14 protein-coding genes are annotated in these 21,600 nt (G+C 66.0%); all 14 read left to right on the plus strand.

Annotation, left to right across the window (positions count from 1 at the left end; genetic code table 11):
* Positions 1-332 precede the first annotated feature (332 nt).
* The 14 genes from RVX_RS16540 to hflX all read left to right on the plus strand — a co-directional run bounded on the left by RVX_RS16540 (position 333) and on the right by hflX (position 20,460).
* Positions 333-1,625, plus strand: coding sequence for an IMP cyclohydrolase (locus RVX_RS16540; protein WP_116307613.1), 1,293 nt, complete (start codon positions 333-335; stop codon positions 1,623-1,625).
* A 545-nt stretch (positions 1,626-2,170) separates the two neighbouring features.
* Positions 2,171-4,378, plus strand: coding sequence for a ribonuclease catalytic domain-containing protein (locus RVX_RS16545; protein WP_116307611.1), 2,208 nt, complete (start codon positions 2,171-2,173; stop codon positions 4,376-4,378).
* A 143-nt stretch (positions 4,379-4,521) separates the two neighbouring features.
* On the plus strand, positions 4,522-5,241 hold the full coding sequence (gene plsY / locus RVX_RS16550; protein ID WP_116307609.1) for a glycerol-3-phosphate 1-O-acyltransferase PlsY: 720 nt from the start codon (positions 4,522-4,524) through the stop codon (positions 5,239-5,241).
* Between the two features lie 87 nt (positions 5,242-5,328).
* Entirely contained in the window at positions 5,329-6,807 is a 1,479-nt protein-coding gene (gene thrC / locus RVX_RS16555; protein ID WP_230404757.1) for a threonine synthase, read from the plus strand.
* Between the two features lie 419 nt (positions 6,808-7,226).
* Positions 7,227-9,698, plus strand: a complete 2,472-nt coding sequence (hpsG, locus tag RVX_RS16560) for a (2S)-3-sulfopropanediol dehydratase (protein ID WP_116307607.1) — start codon at positions 7,227-7,229, stop codon at positions 9,696-9,698.
* Positions 9,699-9,766: 68 nt separating this feature from the next.
* Positions 9,767-10,669 (plus strand): (2S)-3-sulfopropanediol dehydratase activating enzyme, encoded by a 903-nt coding sequence (hpsH, locus tag RVX_RS16565; RefSeq protein WP_116307605.1) that lies wholly within the window; start codon positions 9,767-9,769, stop codon positions 10,667-10,669.
* A 677-nt stretch (positions 10,670-11,346) separates the two neighbouring features.
* Positions 11,347-12,186: an amidohydrolase family protein gene (locus tag RVX_RS16570; protein WP_116307603.1), complete on the plus strand. Its 840-nt coding sequence runs from the start codon at positions 11,347-11,349 to the stop codon at positions 12,184-12,186.
* Positions 12,187-12,214: 28 nt separating this feature from the next.
* A complete protein-coding gene (locus RVX_RS16575; RefSeq protein ID WP_116307601.1) occupies positions 12,215-12,982 on the plus strand; it encodes an SDR family NAD(P)-dependent oxidoreductase in 768 nt (255 codons plus the stop codon).
* 58 nt (positions 12,983-13,040) lie between these two features.
* Positions 13,041-14,045, plus strand: a complete 1,005-nt coding sequence (locus tag RVX_RS16580; RefSeq protein ID WP_116307599.1) for a TRAP transporter substrate-binding protein — start codon at positions 13,041-13,043, stop codon at positions 14,043-14,045.
* A 67-nt stretch (positions 14,046-14,112) separates the two neighbouring features.
* Positions 14,113-14,619 (plus strand): TRAP transporter small permease, encoded by a 507-nt coding sequence (locus RVX_RS16585; protein WP_116307597.1) that lies wholly within the window; start codon positions 14,113-14,115, stop codon positions 14,617-14,619.
* Complete coding sequence (locus RVX_RS16590) at positions 14,620-15,918, plus strand: TRAP transporter large permease (RefSeq protein ID WP_116307595.1); 1,299 nt, start codon at positions 14,620-14,622, stop codon at positions 15,916-15,918. It abuts the gene before it with no gap.
* Between the two features lie 193 nt (positions 15,919-16,111).
* Positions 16,112-17,491 carry a sigma-54 interaction domain-containing protein gene (locus RVX_RS16595; RefSeq protein WP_116307593.1) on the plus strand — a complete coding sequence of 460 codons (1,380 nt, stop codon included), beginning with the start codon at positions 16,112-16,114 and terminating at the stop codon, positions 17,489-17,491.
* 226 nt (positions 17,492-17,717) lie between these two features.
* The gene (locus RVX_RS16600; RefSeq protein WP_007525076.1) at positions 17,718-18,317 is read left to right on the plus strand and encodes an IMP cyclohydrolase; all 600 of its coding nucleotides are present in this window, start codon (positions 17,718-17,720) and stop codon (positions 18,315-18,317) included.
* A gap of 322 nt (positions 18,318-18,639) precedes the next feature.
* Positions 18,640-20,460, plus strand: a complete 1,821-nt coding sequence (hflX, locus tag RVX_RS16605; protein WP_116307591.1) for a GTPase HflX — start codon at positions 18,640-18,642, stop codon at positions 20,458-20,460.
* Positions 20,461-21,600 lie beyond the last annotated feature (1,140 nt).

A 21,600-nucleotide genomic window follows, 5' to 3' on the forward strand; every position in this document is an offset into this window, starting at 1 on the left:
GGCCGGAACGCCGAGCGTCCGCGCCATTGCAGTGGCCGCGCCGTGCCCCCGCAGGCTACGCCAATCCGGATGCCGGTTCAAATGGAAATTGCCCGCCCTTGCGGGCTGTGCTAGCATTCCGCCTGTCGCAGCCCGGAAGGCGACCGCGCCCCGCCCCGTGGCGGGGCGTTGCGCATGCCGCAGCAGTTTCCGCCCCCGATAACGCCCTTTCCGCCCGGCCTCGCGGCCGGGCGCAGGCCCGCCGTACCCGGCACGCCGCACCCGGCCGCAGTCCTGCCGCCCCGGATGCGCCCCGCGTGGCCGGGCCGCGCCGCCCCCTGCCGGAGCCCGTCATGACTTCGCCGAAGCCCGCCAGCCTCAAGGACATGTACCGCACCCTTCAGGACGATCCGTTTCCGGATTCCCTTACCCTGACGCTGGGCGACACCACCCTGACCTACCGCAAGCGCACCTGGACCATCGACGGTGAACGCAAGGGCCTGCGCTACGGCGAAAACCCCGACCAACCCGCCGCCCTGTACGAACTGGCCGAAGGCGGACTGACCCTTGGCGGCGTGGCCTTTCGCGCGGCCGGGCAGGGCCTGGTTTCGGCCATCGCCGAAGAACACATGGTGCAGGCGGGCAAGCACCCCGGCAAGACCAACCTGACCGACGTGGACAACGGGGTGAACATCCTGCAGTACCTGGCCGCGCGCCCCGCCGCCGTGATCCTGAAGCACAACAACCCCTGCGGGGCCGCCTGGTCCAATGATGGCGTGGCCGACGCGCTGGACAAGGCCTACCGGTGCGACCGCATCGCCGCCTTCGGCGGGGCCGTGGTGGTCAACCGTCCGCTGGACCGCGCCGCCGGCGAACTCATCGCCGCCAACTACTTCGAGGTGGTGGCCGCGCCCGACTTCGAACCCGGTGTGCTGGAGTTGCTGCAAACCCGCAAGAACCTGCGCATCCTGCGCATGCCCGGCCTGGCCAAGCTCGAACATTTCGCCGACGCGCCGTTTCTGGACATCAAGAGCCTGACCGACGGCGGCATGGTCATCCAGCATTCGTTCCGCAACCGCATCCGCACCGTGGCCGACTTTCTGCCCGCCGAAGCCACCAGCAAGGACGGCGTCACCGTCACCGCCCGCGCCCCCTCCAAGCAGGAGGCCGACGACCTGCTGTTCGCCTGGGCCGTGGAATCGGGCGTCACGTCCAACTCGGTCATCTTCGTGCGGGGCGGGGCCACCGTGGCCATCGGCACCGGCGAACAGGACCGCGTGGGCTGCGTGGAACTGGCCATCCACAAGGCCTACACCAAGTACGCAGACTCGCTGGCCTTCGCCGCGCACAACTGCTCGCTGTACGACCTGAAGCAGAAGGCCGCCAGCGACCCGGCCCTGGCCGACTCGCTGGCCGACATCGAACGCCGCACCCGCGATGAACGGGGCGGCCTGCCCGGCACCGTGCTGGTCTCCGACGGGTTCTTCCCCTTCCGCGACGGCGTGGACGTGGCCCTGGCCCAGGGCGTCGCCGCCATCGCCCAGCCCGGCGGCTCCATGCGCGACCACGAGGTGATCATGGCCGTGAACGAGGCCAGCCCGCAGGTGGCCATGGTGTTCACGGGGCAGCGGTCGTTTAAGCATTAGGGCGTGCCCGCAACGTGTTCTTTCGCCCGCTGGCTTCGTCAAACTGCGCCTGCCACTCCGTCGAATACGAAAAGAGTATACTCCGTCATGTCAGGCTCGTTTTCCTCGCCAGCGAACGAAATCTCCACGTTGCGAACACGCCCTCCCGTGCGCCACACCTGACGCAGGCAAAACCAAGACAACCCTTGTCCTGAAATTGCCTTTCTTCCTTATACCCCGCAGCGGTCTGCCGCTGCGGGTGGCTGGTGCGGGGGCGATGCAAGGAATTACGAGTTTTTGTGGCCGGGCAAGGCGGCGCGCGATTTTCGCGCGGAGATCGGCAGCCGTTGGACGAGCGCAACGCGCGAGTCATACGGATGGCGAAAGCAACGCTGTACCGGCGTACGTGAGCAGCGAAAATCAAGCGCCAACGCAGCCCGGCCCAAAAAGACGGATTCCGCCCGCAGCGCACCCGCGCTGACAGGACGCACAGCGCTGACATAGCGCGCCTGGGGCAGCCCAACAACCAACGCTCCGGCCTCACTGAAACAAACCAAGCGGGAAACATGGCGGCACCATCCGGCATCGTGCGCTACCCCGGCCCGGGGTGCATCGTGGAATTCATGCAGGGCAACCGCCCCATAACGGCCTGGGTGCTCGAAGAGCAGGCAGGCAAGCTGCGCCTGCTGCTCGCCAACCGCCGCGAAACCAAACTCACCGCCAACCGCCTGCTGCCCTGGTCCGGCCCGGTCTACTCCGGCGACTACGGCCGCCAGCAGATCATCGACCTGCTGGAACTGCACCGCCAGCGCCGCGACGACCGCGAAACCACGCTCGACCCGCTGGACCTCTGGACCCTGGCCCAGGGCGAGGTGGACCGCGCCTCGCTGGAATGGTTCGCGGAACTGCTGTGGGAAACGCCCGAGGTGGACGATCTCGCCGCCCTGGGCCGCGCCATGCTGTCCTGCAAGACCCACTTCAAGTTCCAGCCGCCCGACTTCGAGGTGTACACCGCCGAAAAGGTGAACGCCCGCATGGCCGAGCAGGAGGCCACCCGCCAGCGCGAAGCCCTGGTGGCCGCCGGACACGAATTCGTGCGCATCCTGTGGGACGTGCACTCGCGCCGCCGCACCCTGCCGCCGGAAACATCGCCGGAACGCCCCGCCCCGGACATCGCCGAACAGCTGGCCGCGCTGGTCATGACCCGCCTGGCCGACCCGGACGACCACGACTCCGAGGCGGTCTGGAAGCAGGTGACCAAGGGCCTGCCCGACGACCCGCACCTGGCCCTGCACCTGGCCAAAACCTGGGGCCTGGTGCCCGAACACCACAACTTCTGGATGGACCGCGCGGGCTACGACCCCGGCAACGGTTGGGCCGCCCACCACGCGGGCGACATCGCGGCCCTGCGCGGGGCCGTGGAGTCCGCCCGGCGCCAGCCGCTGGCCACGCCGTTCGTCTCCATAGATTCGGCCACCACCCGCGACATCGACGACGCCTTCCACATCGAGCCGCGCGGCGACGGGGGCTTTCGCCTGTGGCTGGCCCTGGCCTGCCCGGCCCTGGCCTGGCCCTACGGCAGCGAACTGGACAAGGCGGTGCTGCGCCGCGCCACCAGCATCTACCTGCCGGAAGCCACCCACCACATGCTGCCCGAGGAACTGGGCATCGGCTTCTTCAGCCTGCTGGCCGGGCAGGACCGCCCCGCGCTGATCCTGGCCATGGAAGTGGCCCCGGACGGCGAACTGCAATCCTGCGTGCCCAGCGGGGCATGGGTGCGCCTTGCCGCCAACCTCACCTACGAGGCCTGCGAGGCATGCCTTGCCGCCGTGGCCCCGCCCGAGGCGGCCCCGAACCCCGACGACGACCTGATGGCGGCCATGCTGGCGGGCGATGCGGACGCCACGGACGACGCAGGCGACGCCACCGCCGCGCCCCTGCCCCTGCCGGACAACGCGGCCGCGCCCCATGCGGAGCAACTGGCCGTGGCCGACAGGCTGGCCCGCGCGCTGCAGTCCCACCGCATCGGGCGCGGGGCGGTGATCATCGAGCGCGACGACCCGAAAGTGACGTTGTCCGGCGAGGGCGCGGCCACCGTCGTGGAGATCGTGGACCAGCCCGCCGCGCCCCGCAGCCAGTCCATCGTGGCCGAGATGATGATCCTCGCCAACGCCGGGGTGGCCCGCTGGGCCGGTGAGAACCGCGTGGCCCTGCTGCACCGCACCCAAGACGTGGGCATCCCCCGCGAATACGCCGGGGTGTGGCGCGCCCCGCACGAGGTGGCGCGGGTGGTCAAGGCCCTGGCCTCGTCCCTGCTGGAAACCTCGCCCCGGCCCCACGCGGGCATCGGGGTGCCCGCGTACAGTCCGGTCACCTCGCCGCTGCGCCGCTACCCCGACCTGATCAACGAAACCCAGGTGCTGCACGCGCTGGCCACCGGGCAGGGCCGCTGGACCCGCGAGGAACTGGACGCCATGCTGCCCCTGCTGAACGCCCGGCTGGACGCGGCGGGCCAGGTGCAGCGTTTTCGCCCGCGCTACTGGAAGCTGCTGCATTTCCGCCAGAAGGGCGACAAGACCTGGTGGTCCGCCGTGGTCACCGAAGAAAACGACGCCTTCGTCACCGTCAGCCTGCCGCGCGAACAGCTGTTTTTGCGCGGGCGGCGCGCCACTTTCGGCGACAAGGTGAACCCCGGCCAGCACTTCCGGGTGCGGGTGGGCAAGATCCATCCGCTGAACAACGAAATCCAGATACTGGACGCGGAAGAAGAGTGACGGCATTGTGACCCGGCGCGGCCCGCGTTGCGGCCCAAGCTGCGGCCCAAGTCGCGAAAAGGACGCGCAGCCGAACCCGATGACGGCGCACGATACCGCGACGACATTCCACCCACCCGCCAGCCCCCGCAGGAGGCACGACCATGGGTAACCTGCTTTGGATCGCCATCGCCTACATCATGGGCTCCATCCCCTTCGGGCTGGTGTTCGCCCGCACCTTCTGCGGGGTGGACCCGCGCACCGGCGGCAGCCGCAACGTGGGGGCCACCAACGTGGCCCGGCTTTGCGGCACCAAGTGGGGCGTGGCCACCCTGGTCTGCGACGCGCTGAAGGGCGCGCTGCCCGTGGCCATAGCCCTGTCGTTCAGCGATTCCACGTTCTTCCACAGCCTGACGGCGCTGGCCGCCCTGCTGGGGCACCTGCATTCCTGCTTCCTGGGCTTCAAGGGGGGCAAGGCGGTGGCCACCACGGTGGGCGTGTTCATTCCGCTGGCCTTCTGGCAGCTGGTGCTGGCGGGCATTGCCTGCATCGCGGTCATCTGGCGCTCGGGCTTCGTCTCGCTGGGTTCGCTGACCCTGGTCACGGCCCTGCCGGTGTTCCTGCTGGTGTACGGCAAGTGGAAACTGCTGCCCCTGGCGCTGGTGGTCATGGCCCTGGTGTACTGGAGCCACCGCGAGAACATCGGCCGACTGGCGCGCGGCGAGGAAAAGCCCTGGCAAAAGAAGCACCACGATGCGGCGCCCACCGGCTGCGCGGCTGACGACGCCACTCGCACCGCTTCGACCGCCCAGGCAGACGGCCAGGCCCCCTGCGGGTGCGGCTGCGCCGCGCACGGCGAACCCGGCGCCACGCCGGAAAAGTAGCTTTCACGGCGCCGCCCCGGCTTTGTCGCCGGTGCCACGGCAGGCGCCACAACTGCTGCATTGCACGATTTCAAGGAGACCGGCCCCATGCCCTGTCCCACATCCTGTCCCGCACCCGGTCACGACTTTCCGGCCGCGCGCACGCGGATGGAGTACGTCTGCCTCGGCTGCGGAGAGCGCCGCGGCATCGACGAACTGCTGTACACCTGCCCCAGTTGCGGCGGAGTGTACCTGCTGGAAGACCTCGATTTCGACAAGCTCGCGGCCCAGCGCTCCGGCCCCGAATGGCGCGCCCTGTTCGACGCCCGCGCCGCCACCCGCACCACCGCCCTGCGCGGCATCTTCCGCTTCTATGAGTTGATGGCCCCGGTGCTGGAGGAAGAGGACATCGTGTACCTGGGTGAAGGCAACACCCCCATCATCGAGGCGGCCCCCGTGCTGCGCGATGCAGTGGGCATTCCCTTCGCCTTCAAGAACGACGGCCAGAACCCCAGCGCCTCGTTCAAGGACCGGGGCATGGCCTGCGCGTTCAGCTACCTGAAGGCGCTGGTGCGCAAGCACGGCTGGGACGAGGTGCTGACCGTGTGCGCCTCCACCGGCGACACCTCGGCCGCCGCCGCGCTGTACGCCTCGTACGTGGGCGGGCCGGTGAAGTCGGTGGTGCTGCTGCCGCACGGCAAGGTCACCCCGCAACAGCTTTCGCAGCCGCTCGGCAGCGGTGCCACGGTGCTGGAAATCCCCGGCGTGTTCGACGACTGCATGAAGGTTGTGGAACACCTTGCGGAAAATTACCGGGTGGCCCTGCTGAACTCCAAGAACAGCTGGCGCATCCTGGGGCAGGAATCCTACGCCTTCGAGGTGGCCCAGTGGTACGGCTGGGACATGAAGGGCCAGTGCGTGTTCGTGCCCATCGGCAACGCGGGCAACGTCACGGCCATCATGGCGGGCTTCCTGAAACTGCTGCGCCTTGGGGTCATAGACGCGCTGCCACGGGTCATCGGCGTGCAGTCGCACCATGCCGACCCGGTGTGGCGCTACTACAGCCAGCCGGACCCGGCCACCCGCACGTACGCGCCCGTCACCGTGCAGCCCAGCGTGGCCCAGGCCGCCATGATCGGCAACCCGGTATCCTTCCCGCGCGTGCAGGCGCTGGCGGACAGGTTCATCGCCGAAGGTGGCGAGCGCGCCTTCAGCGTGGTGCAGGTGACCGAGCAGGAGATCATGGACGCCATGATCCGGGGCAACCGCCACGGGCACATCGCCTGCACCCAGGGCGGCGAATGCCTGGCCGGGCTGATCAAGGCCCGGGAACTGGGGCTGGTGTCGCCGGGCGAGCACGCCGTGCTCGACGCCACGGCGCACAGCCTGAAGTTCGCGGGCTTCCAGGACATGTACTTCACCAACAGCTTCCCGCCCGAATACGGCGTGACCCCGGACCCCAGCCTGGCCAACGCGCCCGCGCTGGTGGTCAGCCCGGACGACAAGGCCCGCCTGTCGCCCGAGGCCTACACCCTGGCCGCCGCCGAGGCGGTGGTGGCCAGACTGGGGCTGGCGAAAAAGGCGTAGCGCCGGGCGCGGGGCCACGCGCCCCGCCGGTTGCCATCACGCCCGCGCACGCAACGCGGCGCACGGAGTTCCTCCGTGCGCCGCGTTTTCATTCCTGCCTCCCTCACACCCCTCTCCCACACCCTGCCGTGCAGACCCCTCTGGCAACGGTCGCGTTTTTGCGACCCATCCGTCTTGTGCCATTCTGCACAATTCTAATCATGGGCCTGGAATGATTATTAAAAAAATCATCGCGCCGCATTTCTGCAACATCCGACGCTGCGACCCCAACGGGCAACACCCCGGAAAAATGCACGCAATATTCTGGAATAAAACACTTTACATGCATGGCACGCTCAATGCTTATGCCCGGCCAGTTCATGCATGTGCCGTGCATCCGCAACATCACTCACATGGGCCATGGCCCAGGGAGACCCTACATGACCACCTGCTGCCTTTCCCCCCAGGAAGTGCGCCTGCAGAGCCCGGAACCGAACAAGGCCGGGCGCGAGCGCGTCTACGGCATTCTCGAGACCTTCCAGTACCAGGTTCCGTTCATCGACGTGGAGCGCGCCCGCTACTTCACCGAATCCATGCGCACCACCGAAGGCCAGCTGCTGGCCCTGCGCTGGGCCAAGGCGCTGAAGAACTGCGCCGAGAAGATGACCGTGTACATCACCCCCAACCAGCTCATCGCGGGCCGCGCCGGTCAGTTCGGCCGTTACGGCATCTTGTACCCGGAAATCGACGGCGACTTCTACGGCGTGGTCATGCGCGACCTGCCGAACCGCGCCAAGAGCCCGTTCCGCATCTCGGACACGGACATCAACATCATCCTTGATGAAATCGCCCCCTACTGGGAAGGCAAGACCTACCACGAGCACCTCAACGGCGCCCTGCCCGAGGAACTGCGCAACGTCACCTACACCGACGACTCGGGCCTGAAGTCCAAGTTCGTGGTCAGCGAAACCTCTTCCTACCGTTCCGCCCTGCAGTGGGTGCACGACTACGAAAAGGTGCTGCAACGCGGCATGCTGGACATCCAGGCCGAAATGCGGGCCCGCATGGAAAAGCTGGACCCGGACAGCCCCATCGACAACTGGGAAAAGAAGCCCTTCCTCGAAGCCATGGTCATCGTGTGCGACGCCTTCATGATCTGGGCGAAGCGCCACGCCGACCTCGCCCGCAAGCAGGCCGCCGCCGAAAAGAATCCCGCCCGCAAACAGGAATTGCTGAACCTTGCCGACATCTGCGAGCGCGTGCCCGCGCACCCCGCCCGCACCTTCCACGAGGCCGTGCAGTCGCAATGGTTCGTGCAGATGTTCTCGCGCATCGAGCAGAAGGCCAGCGCCATCATCTCCAACGGGCGCATGGACCAGTACTTCTACCCGTACTACGCCAAGGACCTTGCCGAAGGCCGCATCACCGAAGAAAGCGCCATGGAGCTTCTGGAGTGCATGTGGGTGGAGATGGCGCAGTTCATCGACCTGTACATCAACCCCACCGGCAACGAGTTCAACGAAGGGTACGCCCACTGGGAGGCCGTGACCATCGGCGGGCAGACCCCCGACGGCCATGACGCCACCAACGACATGACCTACCTGTTCCTGCGTTCCAAACGCGAATTCCCGCTGAACTACCCCGACCTCGCCACCCGCATCCACTCGCGCTCGCCTGAACGCTTCCTGTACGAAGTGGCCGAGACCATCAAGGACGGCTCCGGCTTCCCCAAGCTGATCAACGACGAGGAAATCGTGCCGCTGTACGTGGCCAAGGGCGCGCCCTTCAAGGACGCCCTGGACTACGCCGTGTCGGGCTGCACCGAGGCCCGCATGCCCAACCGCGACACCTACACCTCGGGCTGCGTGTACATCAACTTCGCCACGGCCATGGAAATGACCATGCACAACGGGCGGATGCTGAAGTACGGTCAGGACGACCTGGTGGGCCTGGAAACCGGCGACCCAACCACCTTCACCACCTGGGAACAGTTCTGGGAAGCCTACAAGGCCCAGCACATGAACCTGCTGTCCAAGGCCTTCACCCAGCAGTACGTGGTGGACTGCCTGCGCCCGCAGCACTTTGCCTCGCCCTTTGCCTCGGTGCTGCACGACCTGTGCGTTGAAGACTGCAAGGACCTGCAATCGCCCAAGATCGAAGGCGGCGTGGACTTCTCGTACTTCGAGTTCCTGGGCTACGGCACCGTGGTGGACTCGCTGGCGGCGGTCAAGAAGCTGGTGTTCGAGGACAGGAAGGTGACCATGGCCGAGTTGGTGGCCGCCCTGCAAAACGACTTCGAGGGGTACGAGCCCCTGCGCGCCCTGATGCAGTCGGCCCCCTGCTACGGCAACAACCTGCCCTACGCCGACGCCATCGCCAAGGAAGTGGACCGCATGACCCAGGTCTTCGCGGAAAAGTACTCCAGGATCCGGGGCGTCAACTGCGACGTGCGCTACGTGCCCATCACCTCGCACGTGCCCTTCGGCAAGGTGGTCAGCGCCACCCCCAACGGCCGCAAGGCGTGGACGGCCCTGTCCGACGGTTCCTCCGCCTCGCACGGCGCGGACCACAACGGCCCCACGGCGGTGCTGCTGTCCAACTACAACTCCAAGAACTGCGACCTGAAGAACCGTGCCTCGCGCCTGCTGAACATCAAGCTGTCGCCCAAGTGCGTCTCGGGCGAGGCGGGCACCCGCAAGCTCGTGGACATCATCCGCAGCTGGTGCGACCTGAAGCTGTGGCACCTGCAGTTCAACATCATCAACAAGGAAACCCTGCTCAAGGCCAAGGCGGACCCCAACAAGTACCGCGGGTTGCTGGTGCGCATCGCGGGGTACAGCTCGTACTTCTGCGACCTGTCGCCCGACCTGCAGGACGACGTGATCAACCGCACCGAACACGACGAAATGTAGCATCCGCTTTCGCAGGGGGAAGGCCACCGGCCTTCCCCCTTCTTCGCCGCCGCAGGAAGAGGCACCCCATGCAGGACAAGGAACAGACGGGCATCGTCTTCAACATGCAGAAGTATTCCGTGCACGATGGCGCGGGCATTCGCACCATGGTCTTCTTCAAGGGCTGCCCGCTGCGCTGCGCGTGGTGCAGCAACCCGGAATCTCAGCGCACCATGCCCGAACGCGGCTTCAATGGGCGCAAGTGTCTGTCGCCCGCCGTGTGCGGACGCTGCATTCCCGCCTGTCCCAAGGGCTGCATCCTCGACATCGAGGGCCTGCTGGCCATTGATCGCACCCGCTGCGACGGCTGCCTGGCCTGCGCCGGGGCCTGCCCCTCCGGCGCCATGAGCGTTTACGGCCAGCGATTGAGCGTAGCCGAGGTGCTGGAGACCGTGGAACAGGACGCGGTGTTCTACGCCCGGTCCGGCGGCGGCATGACCCTGTCCGGGGGCGAGGTGATGCAGCAGCCCGAGTTCGCTTTAGCCCTGCTGCGCGAGGCGCGCCGCAGGCGCATCAACACGGTGATGGAAACCTGCGGCCACTGCGACGGCGACATGCTGGCCGAAGCCTGCCGCTATCTTGATTCCCTGATCTTCGACATCAAGCAATTGGATGCGCAACGGCACAAGACCGGAACCGGCGTGGGCAACGAACGCATTCTCGAAAACTTCGCACGCGTGTGCCGCGAATTTCCCGAGTTGCCCATACTGGTCCGCACCCCGGTCATCCCCGGCTTCAACGATGCCGAGGACGACATCCGGGCCATCGCCCGGTTCCTGCCCAAGCGCGCCAACCTGGTCTACGAGTTGCTGCCCTACCACCGCATGGGCCAGGCCAAGTACGAATTCCTGGGCCGCGCCTTTCCCATGGGGGGCACGCAACTGGCCGACGGCCTCATGCGCCGCCTTAAGGAAGTGGCCCTGGCCCGCTGAATCGACAGCCCGGCCGCCTCGGCCAACCATTGATCCGCCGTCCCCCCCACCCTGAAGCGCAGCGCCCCCGTCCACACGCCGGGGGCGCTGCCTTTTTCGCAGCGTCGCCCACTGTCGCCAGTGAAAGTAGTGCAAAAAGGCACATTCACCACACCCCAACGTTGCAAACCCGCAACACACACCATCACCACAGGACAAATTATAAATAAATTCGTACTGTTACAGAGCAAAACGCAAACAGTCGCAATTTTGCACTGTCGCGTTGCCGCATCGCCGCCACGAAAACACGAAACCCTCCGCTGTTTCAAAAACGAAATTCCGGTATGTTGCATAAATAATACTAACAGTCACCACTCGCGATAACCGGTACCTCTCCCCGCATTACGCCCTCCAGAGCTCACACCTCTGACGCGGGAGGGACCAGCCCACGACCCACACAACACCTAACCACATAAAACTACAGCCTTTATAGGTATCGTTGCGATTACCCGCATCATTCTTCGGGCTCATTCGCGCCATTGTTCACAAAGGCATCCTTCTTGCTCTTCCCACTGCACCCGCCCCGTGGGCGGGCAGCGCGATGCACGGGGCGGCACCCCCCTGCACCGGCAAACGCACATGGCACCGCATGAACGTTCGATCATGGCGTTTGAATTCCACCGCAATGGAGATTGCCCGTGAAAGTCATAGACTTCCGCTTTCGGCCGAACACCCCGGATGCCGTCAACGGCATGCTCGCCCACCCGGTGTTCGGCGATATGTTCACCCTGTTCAAGTATGCGGACCGCGCATACGCCCAGTCGCTTGAAGATATCGTGCAGGACATGGACGCCCACGGCGTGGTGAAGGGCGTCATCACCAGCCGCGACGCCGAGACCACCTACGGTCTCGCCTCCGGCAACCCCGGCGTGCTCGCCATCACCAGGCGCTTCCCCGACCGGTTCATCGGTTTCGCCGGGCTGGACCCGCACAAGGGCATGGCCGCCGTGCGCGAACTGAAAAGCATGGTGCTGGAGCACGGCATGCGCGGCGCGGCCACCGACCCCTACCTGGCCCGCATCCCCGCCGACCACGCCCGCTACTACCCCATCTACTCCGCCTGCTGCGAACTGGACGTGCCCGTGGTCATCACCACCGGCCCCGGCACCCTGGTGCGCGGCGCGGTGATGGAAGACGGCCACCCCCGGCACATCGACCGCGTTGCCGCCGACTTCCCGGATCTGAAAATCGTCATCAGCCACGGGGCCTACCCGTGGGTGGACGAGGCGATCATGGTTGTGCACCGCAATCGCAACGTCTACATGGACCTTTCGGAATACGAGAACTCGCCCTTCTCCGAAGGCTACATCAAGGCCGCCAACACGCTCATCGGCGACAAGATACTGTTCGCAAGCGCCGCCCCCTTCCTGGATTTCCGGGGGCAGTTGGAGGTCTATCGGCAGTTGCCGTTCACCGACGAGGCGCGGGCGAACATCATGTTCAACAACGCCGAGCGCCTGCTGGGCCTGAACGCCTGATGCGCCCCACAAGCAACGGAGGGAACGCATGAGCGACACATCGCTGTTCGACCTTTCCGGCAAGACCGCACTGATCACCGGTGGCAACTCCGGCCTTGGCGAGGCCATGGCCGCGGCCTTGGGGCGCGCCGGAGCACGCGTGCTGCTGATGGCCCGGCGCGAGCGCGAACTGGACGAGGCGGCCGGCCGCCTGAAGTCGCTGGGCGTGGACGCGCTGGCCCTGCCCGCCGACCTCGCGGACCTGCCCGGCATCGCCGACCGCGCCGCAGAGGCGCAGCGGCTGCTGGGCCGGGTGGACATCCTGGTCAACGGGGCCGGGGTCAATCTGCGCCAACCATTTGAAACCGTCACGCCCGAGGCGTGGCGACAACAACTGGACGTAAACGTCTCCGCCCCGTTCTTTCTCACGCAGGCCCTGGCTCCGGGCATGCGCGAGCGCGGCTGGGGTCGGATCATCAACATCGGCTCGCTGACCTCGTACCGCGCCATGCCCGACGGCGCCCCCTATGGCACCGCCAAGGGCGGCATCGTGCAACTGACGCGGGCCATAGCCCAGGCATGGGGACCGCACGGCATCACCTGCAACGCCATCGCCCCCGGCTTCTTCCCCACGGCGCTTACCGCGCCAGTGTTCCAGAACCCGGACGCCGTGGCCCGCAATGCTGCCCAGACCTGCCTCGGCCGCAACGGCCAACTGGAGGACATCCACGGCGTGGCCGTGTTCCTCGCCAGCGAGGCATCCGCGTACATCACCGGCCAGACCATCATGCTGGATGGCGGCTTTACCGCCCGCTAAACGAACACCACCCGCGCGCCCCCACCGGGCGGGCGCGCACACCCCGGAGGATACAGACATGAATCGACTCCTGGCCCTGCTCGCCGCTTTGGCCCTCATGCTGTCGTGGTCTGCCGCGTCTGAAGCAACGGAGTACAAGCCCATGACCATCATGGCGGCCACCGCCAACCCTGAAGGCAGCCTCCACGTGGTGGGTCTGACCAAATTCAAGGAAATCATCGAAAAAGAATCCGGCGGGGCCATTGCCGTCAAACTGTTCACCGGCGGCTCCATGGGAGACGAACAGTCCAACGTGAAACAGCTGCGCGGCGGCGAATTGCATATCTCCGCGCTGGCCGCAGGCAACCTGACCCCCTTCGCGCCTCGGGCCACGCTGGTGGTTCTGCCGTATCTGTTTCCAAAAATCGAAGACGCATACGCACTTTTGGGCAACGACAGCTTCTTGTCCGAGCTGGGTGACGCCGTTGCCAAGCAAAGCAAGACCCGCCCGTTGGCATGGCTGGTTGGCGGGTACCGGGTACTGACAAATTCCAAGCGCCCGGTGACCCAGATGTCCGACCTTCAGGGATTGAAAATTCGCGTCCCCGCCGTGCCCATCCAGCTGGAATCGTTCCGTTCGTGGGGTGTCGAACCGCACCCCCTGGCATGGTCGGAAACCTTCAATGCCCTGCAGCAGGGCGTGGCTGACGGACAGGAAAACCCCCATTCCATCAACCGCGACCAGAAGTTCTGGGAAGTGCAGAAGTACATCACCGATCTGCACTACATGCTTTGGGTCGGGCCGCTGCTGGTTTCCGAAAGCTGGTACTCCAGGCTGCCTGCGGAAACCAAGTCGCTGGTGGACAAGGCCGCGCGCGAAGCCGCGCGCTACGAGTGGACGTGGGCAGCGGAGCAGGACAAGGCCGCGCTCAAGACCTGCCTTGAACGCGGCATGAGCATCCACAAGCTCTCCGATGAGCCCGCCTGGATGGAAAAATCCCGTGCCCTGTGGCCCCAATTCCACGAAGCCATTGGCGGCAAGGAGCAATTGGACAAGGCCCTCGCCATCATCGCCAACAACTAGATACACCGGGGCCGGGCCATGCACGCCCGGCCCCGACGCCCCCGATGCCTGACGCAACGGAGAGACCATGACACTGCTCAAGAAATGCTACGACAACCTCGAAGAATATATCTGCGCCCTTCTCGTCGCCACGATGGTGTGTTGCCTTTCCATCCAGGTGATCATGCGCATCATCACGGGCTCTTCGTTCGCATGGACCGAAGAACTTTCGCGCTACAGCTTCATCTGGTCCGTCTACGTTGGAGCGGCGCTTGCCGTGAAACGCAACGCCCATGTGCGCATCACCGCCCAGTTTGCCTTCCTTTCTTCACCCGCGCGGCTGGCGGTAAGGGGAGCCACCGACATCCTGTGGATCGCCTTCAATCTCTACTTCGCCAGCGTCAGTTTCGATGCCATAGGCGAGGCTTTGGCATTCCCCGAAATCTCCCCCACCCTCGGCGTGGTGAAAGGATATGTGGAAATGATCATTCCCGCGTGCTTCATACTGACCAGTTGGCGCATTGCCGAGCAATACCTGGTCCACTGGAGAAACGGCACCCTGTACGACCTGGTGAACTACGAGGAGGCTGCGTAAATGACGCCTCTCGAAATCACGTTACTCGCTCTCGTTGGGCTGCTTGCGCTCGGTGTTCCCATATTCATGTCTCTTGCCATTGCCGCCGCAGCGGCGCTGATGACCAATGACCTGCTGCCCATCTCCATCCTGCACAACACGTTATTCGACGGGCTGAACATCTTCCCCCTGCTTGCCATACCGTGTTTTGTCGTTGCCGGCACGCTGATGGAGTATGGCAACATCACGCACCAGATCGTGGACGTGGTAAAACAGATGGTGGGGCGCATGTACGGAGGACTTGGCATAACCACCATTGTCGCCTGCACGTTTTTCGCCGCCATTTCCGGCTCTGGCCCAGGCACCGTGGCCGCCGTTGGCACCATCCTCATCCCGGCGATGCTCCGCAACGGTTATTCCAAGGAATACGCTGCTGCCGCCGCCTCGTCAGGGGGCACCATAGGCATCCTCATTCCGCCCAGCAACCCGATGATCATCTATGCAATCATCGGCAACCTGTCCGTCACCGCCATGTTCACGGCGGGCTTCATACCCGGGTTCATCGTCTCCGCCGCCATGATCGCCACCGCCTTCCTGCTGGCCAAGCGCTCCGGCTTCAAGGGGGATGAGAGTGCCCCCCCATTCGCGTGGCGCCACTTTTGCGCAAGCTGCCGGAAATGCGCCTTCGCGCTGGCGACCCCCGTCGTCATCCTCGGCTCCATTTACACCGGATACGCAACGCCCGTGGAAGCATCGGTGGTTGCCATCATCTGGGCGCTGTTCGTCGGCATCGTCATTAACCGAGCCCTCAAGTGGGAACATGTCGTGAAGGCGCTGCTGGAAGGCGCGATGGTGTGCGGCGCGGTGCTGCTTATCGTGGGCACGTCCACGCTTTTTGGCAAAATCCTGACATATGAAGAAGCGCCGCAACGCCTCGCCAATCTCGTCCTGGGATTCTCCGATTCGCCAGAAGTGGTTCTTCTGCTTATCATCGCGCTGCTTTATGTTCTTGGCATGTTCATGGAGACCCTCTCCACCATCATCATTCTGGTGCCGGTACTGCTGCCGATGATCATCAAGCTCGGCATCGATCCGATCCACTTTGGCATCATCCTCGTCGTCACCAACAACGTGGCGATGCTCACGCCGCCGCTGGGGGTCAACCTGTTCGTCGCCTCCCGCATCACCAACCTTTCTGTGGAACGCACATCGGTCGCGGTGTTGCCTTATCTTGCCGCACTGACCATCTGCATCCTTCTCTTCACGTTCTGCCCCGCCATAAGCACGTGGCTGCCCTACACCCTCGGCTACGGCCAATAGCCCAGGAAACGGGACACACGAGACAGCACGTCTTCCCCCAGCCTCCCGACCCGCCTGCGCGGGTCGGGAGGCTCCTGTTGCAGGATGGACAATGCACCGAGTGATGGGTCATAGCCCCTCCATGCGGCGACAACACCTCGTCAGCGACACGCCACGATTCGAAACGGACGCTCCAACTGTCAGAGGACATCCAATGTTTTCGCAGTATTTCGACCAACTGCTGGACACCTTCAGGGACGCCATCTGCATCACCGACCGGACGGGGGTCATCGTGTACCTCAACCGACGGCACAGCGAGCTGACCGGCATCCCGAAGGAGGATCTGCTCGGCAAGTCGGCCATCGAGATGGTGCGCCACGGGGTGTTCGACATCGTCCTGAACCCCGAGATCGTGAAAACCCGGCAGGGCACCACCACCATCCAGAACGTCTCCAACGGCCGCAAACTGATCCTCGACGGCAGCCCCATCCTGGACCGCGAGGGCGAGGTGGCCTTCGTGGTCACCTTCATGCGCGACGTGACCACCCTGGTGGAGCTGAAGCGCGAACTGGCCGCGCAGAAGGAACTGCTGGACGCCTTCCAGAAGCTGAACAACTTCGACCAGGAACGCACCGAAAATTACCCGCAGATGATGCACAGCGCCGTCATGCGCAACATCTGCGAACAGCTGGAAGGCATCGCCGAAACCGACGCCACGGTGCTGCTGCTGGGCGACACCGGCGTGGGCAAGGACGTGCTGGCCCGGCGGCTGCACTCGGTCAGCCCGCGCGCGGGCAAGCCGTTCATCAAGGCGGACTGCGCCAGCATTCCCGCCAACCTCATCGAGACGGAGCTGTTCGGGTACACGCCGGGCACCTTCTCCGGCGGCAACCGGCACGGCAAGATGGGCCTCATCGAGGCCGCCGCCGGGGGCACCCTGTTCCTCGACGAGATCGGCGAGCTGCCCATGCCCATGCAGTCGCGCCTGCTGCGCCTGCTGCAAGACCGCGAGGTGATGCGGGTGGGCTCCACCACCTCATCCAGGGTGGACGTGCGCATCGTGGCCGCCACCAACAAGGATCTGGAAAAAGAGGTGCGCGACGGGCGCTTTCGCAGCGACCTGTACTACCGCCTGAAGGTGGCGGTTGTCCGCATCCCCCCGCTGCGCCAGCGCAAGGCGGACATCGTGCCGCTGGCGCAGGGCTTTCTGAAATTCTACTGCTCCAAATACCGCCGCAGCCTGGCCCTGTCGCCCCAGGCGGAGGACGCCCTGCGCGAACACGGCTGGCCCGGCAACGTGCGCGAACTGGAAAACCTGATGCAGGGGCTGGTGGTCACCTGCCAGCGCAACGTCATCGAACCGCGCGACCTGCCCTTTGTCCGCCCCGCGCAGGCCAAGGCCGCGCCATGCGCCAGCGCCGGAGCGGGGGTGGACATCGAGGGGCGCAGCTTCAAGGACATCATGCACGAACTGGAAGGGCGCGTGCTGCGCCAGGCGCTGGCCCGCTACGGCACCATCGCCGAGGTGGCCAAGCAGTTCGGCGTGGACCGCAGCACCATCTTCCGCAAACTGAAGGGCGGGCAGGAAGACTAGTCGGCTGCAGAGTTGCGGGTTCCCCCGCCGCTTGTCCGCGCATGCGCCCGGCCCCGCCATTGCGCCGTCCGCAACCGCATTGCGGTTCATGCCGGGGCGGACGACGCACACCGACACCGGGCAGGCGAGCGGCCCCGCACGCCACGGCCCGCGCCGCTCACGCCCTTGCGCTGCCGCACGTCTTCTGGCACTGCCAAGTGATCATTTACGCGCACAAGGAGTATGCATGGAGTTCCTGCCCATCAAACGGGCGCTCATGAGCGCCACGGACAAGAGCGGCCTGGCCGACTTCGCGGCCTTTCTGGCGGGCAACGGCGTGGAACTCGTCTCCACCGGCGGCACGCGCCGCATGCTCGAAGGCGCGGGGCTGAAGGTCACCCCCGTCAGCCGCGTGACCGGCTTTCCCGAAATCCTCGGGGGCCGGGTGAAGACGCTGCACCCGCACATCCACGGCGGCGTGCTGGCCGACAAGGACAACCCGGAGCACGTGGCCACGCTGCGCGAACTGGGCATCGCCCCGTTCGACCTGATCTGCGTGAACCTGTACGACTTCGCCACCGCCGCGGCCAAGGGGCTGGACCTCAAGCAGGCCGTGGAGGAAATCGACATCGGCGGCCCCTGCATGCTGCGCGCGGCGGCCAAGAACTACCACTCCATCCTCGTGCTGCCCTCGCCCGCGTACTACGGCCGGGCCATGGAGGAAATGCGCGGCAACTCCATGCGCGTGGGGCTGGAATTCCGGCGCGAGATGTCGGTGCTCACCTTTGCCGCCACGGCGGCCTACGACCGGATGATCGCCGATTATCTGGCGGCGGCTGCCCGTTAGGGCCGTTGTCTCCGTTTCGACTGCCGACCGGGCGTCCGCAAGGGCGCCCGGTTTTGTCATGGGGCGGAATCCGCTCGGCCTGCATCCCACGGCGGCCAGTTCGCCAGCCCGGCAGCCGTGCGGAGGCCCTGTTTCCGCCGCTTCCCCGTGCCGCCCCTTCCGCGTATGATGGGTTTTCGCGCCGGGCAGCCGCCCGAGCGCCCCATTTCCATCCCGCCAGCGCAGGAGCACTCCCATCGCCAAGGTTCTCGGCAACACCCAGGGGCTCAAGCCCAGCCACGTCAAGGCCCTGACCCGCCTGTACCAGCGCCGCTTCCCCTCCGTGGGCGGCTATTCGCACGAGCAGGCCCGCGAACTTGCCGCGCTCTCGCGCAGCGTGGGCCGCCAGGTGGCCCTGCTCATCGACCGGCAGGGCCGCGTGGAAATGGTGCTGGTGGGCGACACCGGGGCCATCACCATTCCGGAACTGCCCCGCGCCCGCACCGGCTCCGGCCGCCTGCGCGGCCTGCGCCTGCTGCACACCCACCTGGGGACCGACCTGCTTTCGCAGGAAGACCTGATGGACCTGCTGTTCCTGCGGCTGGACGGCTTTGGCGTGCTGACCGTGAACGAATGGGGCGAACCGCTCACCTTCCAGCAGGCCCACCTGCTGCCGCAGGCCGTGGACGGCAAGCCCTACCGGGTGCACCCGGCCCAGCCGTGGGACCGCGTGGACGCGGACATGGTGGCCCAGGTGGAGGCGCTGGAAGAGGAAATGGCCCGCGCCGCCAGCGACGCGCGCGCGGCGGCGCCCGCCCGCAAGACAGGCACGGCGGGCATTGCCGCAGGGGCCGTGCCGCAGGGGCGCAGTCACGCCGAGCACATTGCCCGCACCGCCGCCCTTGCCTCCGAGGATGACGGCCCGGCCGCGGTGCTGGTCAGCGTGTCCACGGCCCCCCGTGCGCTTCAGGAACTGAACCTGACCGAACTCGTGGAACTGGCCCGCACCGCCGGGGTGCGCTGCGCGGGCACACTGATCCAGCGCGTGCCCTCGCTGAACCCGAAGTTCATCCTGGGCAAGGGCAAGCTGGCGGAACTGGAGGTGCTGGCCCTGCAGGGCAACGCCACCATGATCATCTTCGACGGCGAGCTTTCCCCGGCCCAGCTGCGCAACCTGGCCGACGTCACCGAACGCAAGGTGCTGGACCGCACCCAGCTGATCCTGGACATCTTCGCGCAGCACGCCACCACCCGCGCGGGCAAGCTGCAGGTGGAGATGGCCCAGCTGAAGTACACCCAGCCCCGCCTGGTGGGTAAAAACCGCGCCATGGACCGCCTGATGGGCGGCATTGGCGGGCGCGGCCCCGGTGAAACCAAGCTGGAAACCGACCGCCGCCGCATCCGCGACCGCATCGGGCGCATCAAGGACGAACTGGAATCGCTGCGCCGCCAGCGCGCCTATGCCCGCGCCCGGCGGGCCAAGCAGCGGGTGCCGCTGGCCTCGCTGGTGGGCTACACCAACGCGGGCAAGTCCACCCTGCTCAACGCCCTGACCAACAGCGACGTGCTGGCCGAGAACAAGCTGTTCGCCACGCTGGACCCCACCACCCGCCGCCTGCGCTTTCCGCACGAGCGCGAACTGATCCTGGCCGACACCGTGGGCTTCATCCGCAACCTGCCCAAGGAACTGCTGGAAGCCTTCCGCGCCACGCTGGAGGAACTGGAGGCGGCCGACCTGCTGATCCACGTGGCCGATGCGGGGCACCCGGAACTGGACCGCCAGTTGGCCGCGGTGGACACCATCCTCACCGACATGGAGCTGCACGAAGTGCCGCGCCTGCTGGTGCTGAACAAGTGGGACACCCTGGACGAGGCCACGCGCGAAACCCTGCGCGCGGTGCACCCCGACGCCATCACCCTGTCCGCCGCCACGCGGCAGGGGCTGGGCGACCTGGTGACGGAAATCGCGGGCCGCATCGACTGGGAGCGCGACCTGCGCCCCTGCGGCAAACGCGGGGACAAGGGGAGTGGCGCGGGCGATGCGGACGGCAGCGATGATGCCTGCCTCGCCGCCGACCACTATGACGACGACAAGGACAGGGACGAGGACGGGACGGACGCCGGATACGACTGGCCGGACATGGAATCCGACGTCGTGCAGTAGCCGGGCCTGCCCCCGGCGCGGCGCGGCGCGGCCGCGCCCTTCCCGAAGCGCGAACCCCGCTCACCCGGCTCGCATCCCGTGGTTTTCACGGCGCGCGTCCGTGCGTGCATCCGGGGTGTTCCTCGCGGCCGCGTCAGCTGTCCTGCCCCCACGGCCAGTACGGCTGACGGCGCATGGGGCAACCCCATGCATCGTGCGGGCGCACAGTGCCGCATACCAGCGCGCCGCCCTCTGCATTGACGCAACATGCCGCCATTGCTCCGGGTATTTTTTTGAAGAAAAATACCCTTTTGCTACGCCATGTTGCACTTGCCGCATTTGCGCCGTGCAGCATGCGCGCATGCGCATATCCATGTCCATCAATGGATGCGCCATGTTGCAACACACCGCAGCATGCAGGAAAATGCCATGCATCCGCCGCAATAGTGCCTTCACAACGCCACACCCCCTTTACAGCAGGGCGACACGCAGCTACCTTGTAATCACCGGCGGAAAAGATCGACCTAGCCAGTGGGTCGGCATCCCGCCGGAGTACGCAGCGATGCCGAGGGCGTCGCGAGGTTCGCAACCAGTGCACAGAGCGCTCGCAGCCTGCGCCGGAAGCAGGCGGAGCCCAGCCGAGCCACGGCACGACGCACGGAACGCGGCTAGGGTGAGCAAGCGAAGAACACCATCGGAGGACTGTTCTGGCAGAGATTTACCCCCATAACGGCAAAGCGAGTTGCCCCCGATGAATAGGGACACGGAAGATAATCCCTAACAGGCGTGCAGCAGAGATCCCGGCGCAAAGCGCGGAATCTCCCGGATATCCGGAGCGGCACGCCTTTCCTTTTGCCGTTTTCCGGCCGCCACGCCGCCCGCAGTCGCCAGCCTGCTCCCGCCCCCCGCCTTCATGTCCCCCGCCTTCATGTCCTTGGTTCCTGCCATCCTCGCCAATCCCTGCCCTTCCTTGCCCGGTCTTGCCCCCGCCGACAGGTAGTGGCGAGTCGCGCCGCAATTTTCCCTCACGCTGCCAGCGCGTGCCCGAACCGCACGGCAATCCTGCATCATCCACTCCTGCACGGCACGCGTGCAACGGCTCGGAACCCACTTTTTCTTCCACACGCCTGGAGTGAGCACACGCAGACCTTGCCACGCGGC

The organism is Nitratidesulfovibrio sp. HK-II (assembly GCF_003402415.2).
In the GTDB taxonomy this organism is placed as follows: domain Bacteria; phylum Desulfobacterota; class Desulfovibrionia; order Desulfovibrionales; family Desulfovibrionaceae; genus Cupidesulfovibrio.